Annotated in this window: 9 protein-coding genes, 1 tRNA gene and 1 pseudogene; 7 read left to right on the forward strand and 4 right to left on the reverse strand. The window is 74.3% G+C overall.

The features are described 5' to 3' along the window. The first annotated feature begins 107 nt into the window (after window positions 1-107). Together treZ and ACZ5WG_RS31105 are read left to right on the forward strand one after the other, a co-directional pair. Complete coding sequence (treZ, locus tag ACZ5WG_RS31100) at window positions 108-1862, forward strand: malto-oligosyltrehalose trehalohydrolase (protein WP_468727578.1); 1755 nt, start codon at window positions 108-110, stop codon at window positions 1860-1862. A gap of 61 nt (window positions 1863-1923) precedes the next feature. Further along, a complete protein-coding gene (locus tag ACZ5WG_RS31105) occupies window positions 1924-2694 on the forward strand; it encodes a class I SAM-dependent methyltransferase (RefSeq protein ID WP_468727580.1) in 771 nt (256 codons plus the stop codon). 18 nt (window positions 2695-2712) lie between these two features. On the opposite strand, the gene ACZ5WG_RS31110 is transcribed toward ACZ5WG_RS31105, so the two are convergent. Further along, on the reverse strand, window positions 2713-3834 hold the full coding sequence (locus ACZ5WG_RS31110; protein WP_468727581.1) for an aminopeptidase P family protein: 1122 nt from the start codon (window positions 3832-3834) through the stop codon (window positions 2713-2715). 39 nt (window positions 3835-3873) lie between these two features. Then, complete coding sequence (locus ACZ5WG_RS31115; protein WP_468727583.1) at window positions 3874-4719, reverse strand: LysR family transcriptional regulator; 846 nt, start codon at window positions 4717-4719, stop codon at window positions 3874-3876. Between the two features lie 189 nt (window positions 4720-4908). On the opposite strand from ACZ5WG_RS31115, the gene ACZ5WG_RS31120 reads away from it, so the two are divergent. The 3 genes from ACZ5WG_RS31120 (at window position 4909) to ACZ5WG_RS31130 (ending at window position 6369) form a co-directional block, all read left to right on the forward strand. After that, window positions 4909-5427, forward strand: coding sequence for a hypothetical protein (locus tag ACZ5WG_RS31120; protein WP_468727584.1), 519 nt, complete (start codon window positions 4909-4911; stop codon window positions 5425-5427). 72 nt (window positions 5428-5499) lie between these two features. Next, window positions 5500-6222, forward strand: a complete 723-nt coding sequence (locus ACZ5WG_RS31125; RefSeq protein WP_468727586.1) for a CTP synthase C-terminal region-related (seleno)protein — start codon at window positions 5500-5502, stop codon at window positions 6220-6222. Between the two features lie 74 nt (window positions 6223-6296). Beyond that, window positions 6297-6369 (forward strand) — tRNA-His (locus ACZ5WG_RS31130). Window positions 6370-6428: 59 nt separating this feature from the next. Here ACZ5WG_RS31130 and ACZ5WG_RS31135 read toward each other — a convergent pair. Continuing rightward, a complete protein-coding gene (locus ACZ5WG_RS31135) occupies window positions 6429-6980 on the reverse strand; it encodes an alpha/beta fold hydrolase (RefSeq protein WP_468727587.1) in 552 nt (183 codons plus the stop codon). 276 nt (window positions 6981-7256) lie between these two features. Between ACZ5WG_RS31135 and ACZ5WG_RS31140 the strand changes: the two genes are divergently transcribed. Beyond that, window positions 7257-8021: a hypothetical protein gene (locus ACZ5WG_RS31140; RefSeq protein ID WP_468727588.1), complete on the forward strand. Its 765-nt coding sequence runs from the start codon at window positions 7257-7259 to the stop codon at window positions 8019-8021. On the opposite strand, the gene ACZ5WG_RS31145 is transcribed toward ACZ5WG_RS31140, so the two are convergent. Beyond that, window positions 8008-10068, reverse strand: coding sequence for a phosphocholine-specific phospholipase C (locus ACZ5WG_RS31145; RefSeq protein WP_468727589.1), 2061 nt, complete (start codon window positions 10066-10068; stop codon window positions 8008-8010). The genes ACZ5WG_RS31140 and ACZ5WG_RS31145 overlap by 14 nt on opposite strands. Before the next feature lie 187 nt (window positions 10069-10255). Here ACZ5WG_RS31145 and ACZ5WG_RS31150 point away from each other — a divergent pair. Next, window positions 10256-11576: pseudogene (locus ACZ5WG_RS31150) on the forward strand (hypothetical protein); the annotation flags it as partial.

An 11576-nucleotide genomic window follows, 5' to 3' on the forward strand; every position in this document is an offset into this window, starting at 1 on the left:
TGATTGTCGGCCCGTCAGGGCCGGAGTGTCCAGAACTCCTCCGGCCGTCCGGCGATGATGGGGCAGGCACACGTTCCGGGTACCGCCACAGACGAGGGGAACCGTCCGTGCAGTTCGAGGTGTGGGCACCGCTGACAGACCGGGTCGCGCTGCGGCTCGGCGACGCGACGTACGAGATGGCACGCGATCCGGACCGGGCCGGCTGGTGGCTCGCCGAGGCCCCGGCCGCCGACGGGGACCGGTACGGGTTCCTGCTGGGCGTGGCCCCCGGGGAGGGGATCGTACGGCCCGACCCGCGGGGTCGGCGGCTGCCGGACGGGCCCGACGGCCTCTCGGCGGTGGTGGATTTCGAGCCGCTCACCCCGCAGGCCGCGGCGCCCGGGACGCGGCTCCAGGACGCGGTCCTCTACGAGCTGCACATCGGCACGTTCACCCCCGAGGGCACCTTCGACGCGGCCGCCGCCCGCCTCGGGCACCTCACCGCGCTCGGGATCACGCACGTGGAGCTGATGCCGGTCTGCCCCTTCCCCGGCCGGCACGGGTGGGGGTACGACGGGGTCGCGCCATGGGCGGTGCACGAGCCGTACGGCGGCCCGGCCGGGCTCGCCCGGTTCGTGGACGCGGCCCACGCGGCCGGGCTCGGGGTGGTGCTGGACGTGGTCCACAACCACCTGGGCCCCTCCGGCAACCACCTCCCGGCCTTCGGCCCGTACTTCACGGACACGCACCACACCCCGTGGGGCGCGGCGGTCAACCTGGACGCCGCCGGCTCCGACGAGGTGCGTGCGTACCTCCTGGGCAGCGCCCTGGCCTGGCTGCGGGACTACCGGATCGACGGGCTCCGGCTGGACGCCGTGCACGCCCTCGCCGACGGCCGGGCGCTGACCTTCCTGGAGGAGCTGTCCGCGGCCGTGGACGAGCTCGCCGGCGAGAGCGGCCGCCCGCTGTTCCTGATCGCGGAGTCCGACCGGTGCGATCCGCGCACCACGACCCCGCGCGCCGCCGGGGGCCTGGGCCTGCACGCCCAGTGGAACGACGACTTCCACCACGCCCTGCACTGTGCGCTGACCGGTGAGTCCCAGGCGTACTACGCCGATTTCGCCGAGGCGCCGCTCGCCGCCCTGGCCAAGACCATGACCCGGGCCTTCTTCCACGACGGCACCTGGTCCTCGTTCCGGGGCCGCAGCCACGGCCGGCCGGTGGACCGGCGCCGCACGCCCGCGCACCGCTTCCTCGGCTACACGCAGACCCACGACCAGATCGGCAACCGGGCCCTCGGCGACCGGCTCGCGGGCTCGCTCTCCCCCGGGCTGCTGGCCTGCGGTGCGGCGCTGGCGCTGACCGGGCCGTTCGTACCGATGCTGTTCATGGGCGAGGAGTGGGCCGCGGGCACGCCGTGGCAGTACTTCACCGACCATGGGGACCCGGAACTCGCCGAGGCGGTACGGACCGGCCGGCGCCGGGAGTTCGCGGCGCACGGCTGGAAGGCGGAAGAGATCCCGGACCCGCAGGACCCGGCCACCCGGGACCGCTCGTGCCTGGACTGGGCGGAGCCGGAGCGCGCACCGCACGACCGGCTGCTGGCCTGGTACCGGACCCTGATCACGCTCCGGCGCACCCACCCGGACCTGCGGGATCCGGACCTGGCGGCGGTCCGCGTGGCGTACGACGAGGAGCGCCGCTGGGTGACGTTCCGGCGGGGCGACGTACGGGTGGCCGTGAACCTCTCGCCCGACCCGGTGACCATCGCCCTCGGCCGCAACGGGGTCCGGGTCCTGGCCTCCTGGGAACCCGTCGAGCACCCGGGCCCGGACGGCCGCGTCCACGTACCGGGCGAGTCGGCTGTGCTGCTGGGACCGTGACGGCTTCGGCCCTCCGCGGAACCACTTGATCATGCCGGGCTGTTCTGGTGCAGTCGGCCCCATGGAACAGGTACGGGAAGAGGAAAAGGGACCGACGGCCGCGTACGACCGGATAGGGATCGGCTACAAGCAGGTACGGCGGCCCGATCCCCGGCTGGGCGCGCTGGTCCGGCAGGCGCTGGGCGGCGCGCGCACCGTCGTCAACGTCGGTGCCGGGGCCGGGTCGTACGAGCCGGAGGACGCCGAGGTCACGGCCGTCGACCCGTCTCAGGTGATGCTCGACCAGCATCCCGGCCCCCGGAAGGTGAAGGCCGGAGCAGAGGAACTGCCGTTCGCCGACGGGGCCTTCGACGCCGCCATGGCGGTCCTGACCGTGCACCACTGGCACGATCTGCACCGCGGGCTCGGCGAGCTGCGCCGGGTCTCGCGCCGGCAGGCCGTCTTCACCTGGGATCCCGAGCACCGCCCCGAGCTGTGGCTCGTGGACGAATACCTGCCGGAGATCCGCGAGTTGGACCGCATGCGCTTCACGCCGGTGACGGAGGTCGTGGAGGCGCTGGACGCGCACACCGTGCTGCCGTTCCCGATCCCGCACGACTTCACGGACGGCCTCCAGACCGCCTACTGGCGCCGGCCGGAGGCCTATCTCGACCCGGCCGTACGGGCGGCCAGTTCGACCTTCGCGACGCTGCCGCCCTCGGTCGTGGAGCCGGCGATGGAACGGCTCCGCGCGGACCTGGCCTCCGGGGCCTGGGAGCGGCGCCACGCCCGCCTGCTCGGGCAGGAGAGCGTGGACTACGGCTACCGCCTGGTCGTCGCCGGGGAGTTGTGACGGCTCCGGCACCGGCTCCTACTCCACGACGGCCAGCTCCCGAGGGGCGTTGTTGAAGCTGCGGCCGCCGTCCTCGGTGACCGTCACGATGTCCTCGATGCGCACCCCGAAGCGGCCGGGCAGGTAGATGCCGGGCTCCACGGAGAAGCACATCCCGGGGACCAGGGGCTGTTCCTCGCCCTCGACCATGTACGGGGGCTCGTGGGTGGTCACGCCGATGCCGTGGCCCGTGCGGTGGATGAACCGGTCGCCGTAGCCGAACTCGGTGATCACCGCGCGGGCCGCCCGGTCCACGTCCTGGCAGGCGATGCCCGGGCGGACGGCCGCGGAGGCGGCCTGCTGGGCCTCGCGGACGATGTCGTGGACGCGCTGCTCCTCGGCGCTCGGCTCGCCGACGTGCACGGTGCGCGAGATGTCGGAGCCGTAGCCGTGCTTGAGCCCGCCGAAGTCGAGGACCACCATGTCGCCGTGCGCGATGGTGCGATCACCGGCCTCGTGGTGCGGGTTGGCCCCGTTGGGGCCGGATCCGACGACCGTGAAGTCCACCTGGGAGTGGCCGTGTTCGCGTAGCAGCGCGGCCAGGTCGGCGGCGATGTCGGTCTCCCGGCGTCCGGCGAAGGGGACCTTGAGGATCTGCTCGTACGCCGCGTCCGCGGCCGCGCCGGCCGCCGCGAGCCGCTCCAGTTCCCGCTGGTCCTTGACCGCGCGGAGCATCGGCAGGACGTCGGTGAGCGGGGCGTACGAGGTGGTCGGCAACTCCCGCTGGAGGCCGAGCAGATGCAGCGCCCAGGTGTTGTCGCTGACCCCGAAGCGCCCGCCGGCGTCGAGGAGCGGCGCGGTGACGCCGTACGGGTTCTTCCCGTCGGCCCAGTCGCGCAGGGTCAGCGCCGGAGCCCCGGGGGCCTTGGCCGCGTCGGGGGCCTCCAGGGCGGGCACGACGAGGACGGGCTCCTGCCCGGCGGCGAGCACGAGCAGGGTCAGCCGCTCGGTGTCGGCCGGCCGGTAGCCGGTGAGGTGGGCGAGGTCGGGCCCGGGGGCGATGAGCAGCCCGGCCAGCCCGGCATCGGCGGCGCTCTGCGCGGCGGCGGCCATCCGGGCGGCGTAGTCGGCGTGCGTGAACGGATCGGGTTCGAGGTCCATGCTGCGATCCTGCCGCCGCGCCGGGCCGCGCGCGAGTGGTTACCGCGCCGCGGTGAGGCGGGCGGCGAGGGCGGCCGCTGCGGGGGTCGGGGTGCCGGGGGCGAGGAGTTCCGTACGGTGCACCAGGCGGGGGCCGGACAGCGGTACGGCGACCCCGGCCCCGGCGGCCCGGGCCATCCGGCGGGGCAGCAGGACCAGGCCGTGCCCGGCGGCGGCGAGGGCGCACAGGGCGTGCAGGTCGGTGCCGTCATAGCGCAGGGCCGGAGCGGTCCGGACCGCGGCGGGCAGCGGCACCGCGCCGGGGGCGTCGATCCAGCGGGCGTCGGCGAGGTCGTCCAGCCGGATCGCGGCCCGGCCGGCGAACGGGTGCCCGGCCGGGAGCAGTACGGCGAGCTCCTCCTCGCCGACGCCGGTCACGGTGAGCGGGGCCACGTCGGGCAGCCGCAGCGGGTCGCTGGGCGCGGCGAGGCCGTCGACCAGGCCGAGGTCGCAGCCGCCGGTGGCGACGGCGGCCGGCACCTCGGCGGCCGGCAGCACCCGCAGCGCCACCCCGGTGGCGGGCAGCGCGGCCAGCAGCCGGGGCCCGACGCAGAGCGGGGACACGGCGAGGGTGACCTGCCCGGGGGGCGCGGCGGCCAGCCGCAGCACATCGGCCCGGGCCGCGTCGAGCCGCAGCAGCAGCGGCCCGGCGTGTTCCAGCAGCCGCACCCCGGCCGGGGTCGGCTCCACGGGCCGCCGGGTGAGGAGCTCGGCGCGCAGGTCGCCCTCGAGGGCGGCGATGTGCTGGGACACGGCGGACTGGGTGTAGCCGAGCTCGCGGGCGGCGGCGGAGAAGGAGGAGAGCCGGGCGACGGCGACGAAGGTACGGAGCAGGTGCGGGTCCATGGGCGCCAGCGTGCCACCGCTGCGCCCCGGGCCCGGCCCACGCGCCCTCCGGGGCCCGGTACGGGGTTCCGGTGTGCGGCGCCCGGTCCGCCGGGGGGCGGCCGCGGCGAGGCGGGCCGGGATGCGCGGGCGGGCGTACCTACGGCGTGGCCGGGGGGTGGCGGGGTGGGGGCTCCCTATCGTGGGAGGGTGAGCATCCCCAGTGGCCAGTCCGCAGGCCGCAGCAGGCCACAGCGCGCACGCCGGACCGACTCCGCCGGGGCCGTCTACGGCTCCCTCCTCGCCACCTCCGTGGTGGCCACCGCCGGCACGGCCGGCGAGTATCCGCGGGTTCAGCTCGTGGTTCTCCTGATCGTCACGGGGCTGGTGTTCTGGGCCACGCACGTATACGCCCAGCTGGCAGGGGAGCGGCTGGTCGGCGAGCCCTGGAGCCGGCACGAGATCCGCCGCGTCGCCCTGCACGAGTGGCCCATCGTCGAGGCCGCCGCCCTGCCCGCGGCCGCCGTCGCCCTCAGCGGCCTCCTCGGGCTGGACTACGTGGCGACGGCGTGGCTGGCCATGAGCGTGGCGGTGGTGCAGCAGGTCGTCTGGGCGTGCCTCGGTGCCGCCCGCGCCGGTGCCACCCGCGGCCAGCTGGCCACCGAGGGGGTCGTCAACCTCGTCCTCGGACTGGTGCTCGTGGCCACCAAGGCCGCGTTGAAGCACTGATCAGTTCTCCTTATCGAACGTGCAGGAACAATCGTTGGCGCTGAACCGGCTCCGCGTCGCACGATGATCGGCATGACCACCGCCACCGCGCGGATCGCCCTCGTCGGCGACCGCTCCCCGCACGTGAAGTCCCACACCCGCGTCCCCGCGCTCCTCGACGCCCTCGCCTCCCGTGACGGGCTCGTCCTCGACGCGTACTGGATCCCCACCGGCGACGCCGCGGCCGAGGCCGCCTCCGGGGCCCTGGCCCGGTTCGACGCGGTCTGGCTGCTGCCCGGCAGCCCGTACGCCAGCGAGGCGGGGGCGCTCGCAGCGATCCGGGTCGCGCGGGAGGAGGGCATCCCCTTCCTCGGGACCTGCGGCGGCTTCCAGCACGCGCTGCTGGAGTACGCCCGCTCGGTCTGCGGGCTGGCCGGCGTCGCGCACGCGGAGAACGACCCCGGGGCCGAGGACCTGCTGATCGCCCCGCTCGCCTGTTCGCTCGTCGGCCACGAGGGCCTCGTGCGGGCCGAGCCCGGGTCGCTCGCCGAGTCCGTGCTCGGCGCGGAGCGGTCGCTGGAGCGCTACCACTGCAGCTACGGTCCGGAGCCGGGGTACCTGCCGGTGCTCACCGCCCACGGGCTGCGGCTGTCGGGGCACGACGAGGACGGACAGGCGCGCATCGCCGAGCTGCCGGGACACCCCTTCTTCCTGGCCACGCTGTTCCAGCCCGAGCTGTCCGGGGACGGAAGGCGCCCGCACCCCGTCGTGAGGGCGCTCGCGGCGGCGGCCGTCGCGCACGCCGCGGCCGGATAACGCGTGGCGGGACCGCCCTCCTGATCAGCTATGCTGTGCATGCACATCGAACGGACGGTCCGCCGCCCTTCGTGGTGGGTGTAGCTCAGTTGGTAGAGCACCTGGTTGTGGTCCAGGTGGCCGCGGGTTCAAGTCCCGTCACTCACCCTGATCCCCCGGGGGTACGAGGTCTCCTCGTACCCCCGGGGGTTTTTTGCGTCCCCCCGCTACCCCTGCAGGAACGCCTCGACTGCGGCGGCGAAGGCGACCGGGGTCTCGTGCGGCGGGTAGTGACCGGCACCGGGGACGGGGTGGACCCGGCAGTTGGGGTACGAGACCTGCCAGGTGGCCTGCATCACCTCGGGGGTGAGGGCCAGGTCGTACTCCCCGACGAGGACCAGCACCGGGACCGTACTGCCCTTCACGGCTGCGGACAGGTCCAGCGGCTGCCAGCTCGCGAGGTACGCGGCGAAGGCCTCCGGGCGGGAGACCGCGAGGGAGTGCGCGATCATCCGGTCCAGCCAGTGGCGGCTCGCGCGGTGGCCCGTGACGAGGTCGAGGATGGTCCGCCGGTTCTCGGCGCTGTGGGCGGCGCCGTGGAAGAGGGCGTGGGTCGCGTCGTCCATCTCGTACGGGCCGGCGGGGACCGGGTTGATCCCGACCAGCTTCTCGATCCGCTCGGGGGCCCGGACCAGGACCTGCTGCATCGCCTTGCCGCCCATGGAGTGGCCCATGAGGGAGAAGGTGTCCCAGCCGATCTCGTCGGCGAGCGCGAGCACGTCGTCGGCGATCTCGGGGACGTGTGGCGGCCGGCGACGTCCCTGCGGTCACCGTAGCCGCGGTAGTCGAGGAAGGCGTACGAGAACCCCTCGGGGTCGAAGTAGTCCAGTACGGAACCCCAGTTGGCGGATGTGCCGAACCAGTCGTGCAGCACGATGACGCGGACGGGGCCGGTGCCGATCCTGCGGTGGGCGATGGCCATGCGTTCTCCCTCGGTGGCGGGGGTGGCGGAGCCGGACGCCGTACCTTCTGCCCAGCGGCCCTACCATCACACCGTGATACCCATACCTCCTTCCGTGCCCGTGGAGCGCATCAGGATCCGCGACGCGAAGACCGGGGCCGGCCACCCGCACCACCCCGCGTACTACGAGATCGTCGATCCGCAGGAGATCGCGGAGGTACTCGCCCTCTGGCCCGACGAGCCCGCAGCCGCCGGGACGCACGAACCGTCCGATCCGGGCATCGAGTTCCTCTCCTGCATGTGCCAGGAGGACGAGCCGGGCGGCACCGACGACCCACGGATCCGCGAGCTGCCGAACGTCATGCGGCCGCAGCCGCTCGCCCGGCTGCTCGACAGCAGGGCCCCGGACGGCATCCCGGCCCGGCACCGCGCCCGGTGGGCTGCCACCGCACCCGGCGGGCTCCGCGGCTACGCCGAGGCGATGGCCCGCGGCGAGGAGCCGGAGCCCCCGGCGGACATCGCGCTGTCGATCGCCTTCGCCTGGCAGGGTGCTGCCCGGGAGAACCCCGCGGACGCGGCGTCCCTCCTCGCGGACGCGGCCCCGCTGCGCCTGCTGACCGGAGCGGGCACGGCGGAGCTGGCCTGGGCGGTGCGTGAGACGGACCGCGGCGGGCTGGACGCCGCCGTACGGTTCTTCGCGAGCGAGGAGTTCACCACCCGCCACCCCAAGCGCCGCCGCGTCCCGGACACCGCCCGCGACCTCCTGCTCCAGCACGCCCGCAGCCACCGCCCCACCGACCTCCCGGTCCTGGAACGGCGGCTGCTGCGCACACCGGACGACCGCGTCAGACGGTCTTGATCGCCGGGTCGGAGAGGCCCGGCGCGCCCGTTTCGACGTGGCCCGCGAAGCGGCGGAGGAAGGTGCTGTCCGCGTCGGAGACGACCTTCACGTCGTACCAGCGGCCCGTGGTGCTCAGGTCAGCCGTGTACGTGGCCGTGCCGCCCGCCGCGACCCGCAGGGTCTGGGCCGCGCCGCCGTAGGTGTTGGTCACCGTGAGGTTGACCGCCGCCGAGCCGGAGTTGGCCAGCGTCAGCTTCAGGTTGCCGGTGGCCGCGTCGTGGCGGGCCGTGACCTCCGGGCCCGCCTTCTTCGCCGGGCCCTTCCAGGTGCGCAGGAACCCGTTCGGGCCCCAGACCGTCAGGTCGATCTGGTTGCCGGTGGAGCTGCTGGTGCTCCAGGTGTCCGAGAGGGTCTTGCCCGCCTCGACCGTGTAGGGCCAGGGGCCGTCCGTCCGGTTGCCCGAGGTGCTGTGGAAGTGGGCGCCCAGGGTGGGGCCGGAGGAGAAGGTCAGGGTGAACTTGCCCGTGGAGACGGTGGCCTTGCCGTCCGCGTACGGGGCGTAGCCCAGCGCGCGCGTCGGCTTCGTGCCCGCCTCCTGCCTGGGCAGGGTCCCGGTCGCCGGCGGGACCGGGTGGTAGGACGGGTGGGCGTTGTGGTCCGGCGGGATGTAGCCCGCCGTGGAGGGCAGGGCCGCGGGCGAGGCGTCCGCCCTCGAGAAGTCGAACGCCGAGGTCAGGTCGCCGCAGACGGCTCGGCGCCACGGCGAGATGTTGGGCTCCTGCACGCCGAAGCGCTTCTCCATGAAGCGGATCACCGAGGTGTGGTCGAAGGTCTCGGAGCAGACGTAGCCGCCCTTGCTCCACGGGGAGACCACGATCATCGGGACGCGCGGCCCGAGGCCGTACGGGCCGGCCGCGTAGCCGCCGCCCCCGGCGTAGAGGTCCTTCGAGACGTCGGCCGTCGACAGGCCCCACGCCGAGGACGCCGGCGGGTACGGCGGGACGACGTGGTCGAAGAAGCCGTCGTTCTCGTCGTAGGTGATGAAGAAGGCCGTCTTCGCCCACACCGCCGGGTTCGCGGTCAGCGCGTCCAGGACCTGCGAGATGTACCAGGCACCGAAGTTGACCGGCCAGTTCGGGTGCTCGCTGAAGGCCTCGGGGGCGGCTATCCAGGAGACCTGGGGCAGCGTGCCGTTCACCACGTCGGCGCGCAGCTTGTCGAAGTAGCCGTCGCCCGCCTTGGCGTTGGTGCCCGTACGGGCCTTCTCGTACAGGGGGCTGCCCGGCGCGGCGTTGCGGTAGTTGTTGAAGTACAGCAGCGAGTTGTCGCCGTAGTTGCCGCGGAAGGCGTCGCTGATCCAGCCCCACGAGCCGGCCGCGTTCAGACCGTCGCCGATGTCCTGGTAGATCTTCCAGGAGACCCCGGCCGCCTCCAGGCGCTCGGGGTAGGTCTTCCAGCCGTAGCCGGCTTCCTGGTTGCCGAGGACCGGGCCGCCGCCGGTGCCGTCGTTGCCCGTGTGACCCGTCCACATGTAGTAGCGGTTCGGGTCGGTCGCGCCGATGAAGGAGCAGTGGTAGGCGTCGCAGACCGTGAAGGCGTCGGCGAGCGCGTAGTGGAACGGGATGTCGTTCCGCGTCATGTACGACATGGTCGTGGCCGTCTTGGCCGGGACCCACTTGTCGTACTTGCCGTTGTTGTACGCCGCGTGGCCGCCGGCCCAGTCGTGGTTCAGGCCCTCGACGAACTGCATGCCCAGGTCGTTGACCTGCGGGTTGAAGGGGAGGATGTCCTTCGTGCCGTTGGACTGGTAGAAGACGGACTTTCCGTTGTCCTGGAGCACCGGACGCGGGTCGCCGAAGCCCCGGACGCCCTTCATCGAGCCGAAGTACTGGTCGAAGGACCGGTTCTCCTGCATCAGGACCACGATGTGCTCGATGTCCTGGATGGTGCCGGTACTGCCCTGCGCCGGGATGGCGGCCGCGCGCGCGATGCTCTCGTTCAGCATCGCTGCGGCGGCGGTTCCGCCTGCGATCTGCAGGAACCTGCGGCGATTGAGCTCAGCCATGGGGGACGACCTCTGCGAGTGAGGGGGGGTGTCGAGGGGCGACCCAAGGACAGCGGTCCCGGGGTACCGGACGGAGATCAGTTCGTGACACCGCGCGGTACAGCTGGAGAACGGAAAGACCTCCCGGACGGTCCGCGCATCTGCTGAAATGACCTCCCAAACACACTGCACGGGGGGTGCGGAGCAGATGGCGGGGACCGAGTTCGGGCATGCCCTGGGGCGGTCCCGCGCGCTCTCCGGCCTGCCCGCTGCTCCGCTGGTGGCACGGTACGGGGAACTCGTGGCGGTGCAACAGGCTCTGGGCTTACGCCACTTGGGCGAGTTACTGGTTCCGGCCGGCGGGCGGTTCCGGGTGCTCGACGGGATCTTCGCCGTCGAGGGGCCGGGGCGGCGGCGCCATGTGGGGGCCGATGCCCTGCGGGCGCTGCGGGCCTCCCGGGGGGCTGCCGGGAGCGGGGCCGGGGCCGGGGCGGGCTCCGGTGCCGGTGCCGGTGCCGGTGCGCTGCTGGACCGGCTCGTCGGGATCCAGGAGCGGGATCCGGCCGCGCTGCGGCGGATCCTGCTGTACCAGCTGGTGCAGCTGCTCCACGACCACCCCCGGGGGGATCTTCCGGCCACGGCCGCCGGGTTCGGGGTCGACCCCGACGAGGCGCCGGCCCTGGTGCACGCCGCCGCGGGGAGCCCCCGGCTGGATCCGGCGCAGCGGGCCGCCGCCGAGGGGCTGGAGGACGCGTGGCTGGCCGGTCGGGTGCGCGCCGCCGCCCGGAGCTCCGCCCTGCTGCCGCCGTCGGTGGCCGGCGGGGACCCGCTGCTGGCGGGGCGGCTGACCGCGCTGGCCGGGCGGGTACGGGCCGCCGATGCGCTGCTGGACGAGGCCGGGGAGTACGAGGACCGGGAGGATCCGGAGCAGGCCGCCGCGGCGTACGCGCAGGCGGCCCGGCTGGCCTGGGACTGCCCGCGCGCGGTGCGGGGCCTGGTCCGCACCCACCGCCCGGCCGACGGGGACCCCGGGCCGCTGGAGGCGTGGCCCCTGCCCGGCGGGGTCGCCCTGCGCAGACCGCCCGGCGCCGGCCCGGACGGGACCTGGCGGGTGGTCCGGCTGACCCGGCGCGAGCCGCTCACCACACCGCTCCCGGAGGTACCGGGGCCGCTCGGCACGGGACCGCTGACGGACCGCCGGGCCCCGCTCGGGCGCGAGGTCCGGTACGTGGCCCTCCCGGCCGGGGACGGCACCCCGCTGATCAGCGCCCCGCTGCTGGTGGCCCCCGAGGTGGCGGAGCTCCGCCTCGCCGACGGCCGGTCCCGCATCGAGGCCTCGTGGGTGCGACCGCCCGGCGCGGTCGGGATACGCGTGACCCTGACCGACCCGCAGGGACGCACCGTGGAACTCGGCGCCCCGGTCGCAGCCGGCCCGGATACGGCCGCCGGAGCAGCTGCGCCCGGGACCGGCGCGGCCGGCACGGCCCAAGGCACCGACGCGCCCGGAACGGCCGGCGGAGCCCGTTCGG

The sequence above is a fragment of the Streptomyces sp. NPDC032745 genome, from assembly GCF_055579465.1.

Coding starts and splice junctions, on each gene's coding strand:
- ACZ5WG_RS31105 (WP_468727580.1), top strand. CDS start 1,924: ATGGAACAGGTACGGGAAGAGGAAAAGGGACCGACGGCCGCGTACGAC.
- ACZ5WG_RS31110 (WP_468727581.1), bottom strand. CDS start 3,834: ATGGACCTCGAACCCGATCCGTTCACGCACGCCGACTACGCCGCCCGG.
- ACZ5WG_RS31115 (WP_468727583.1), bottom strand. CDS start 4,719: ATGGACCCGCACCTGCTCCGTACCTTCGTCGCCGTCGCCCGGCTCTCC.
- ACZ5WG_RS31125 (WP_468727586.1), top strand. CDS start 5,500: ATGACCACCGCCACCGCGCGGATCGCCCTCGTCGGCGACCGCTCCCCG.
- ACZ5WG_RS31145 (WP_468727589.1), bottom strand. CDS start 10,068: ATGGCTGAGCTCAATCGCCGCAGGTTCCTGCAGATCGCAGGCGGAACC.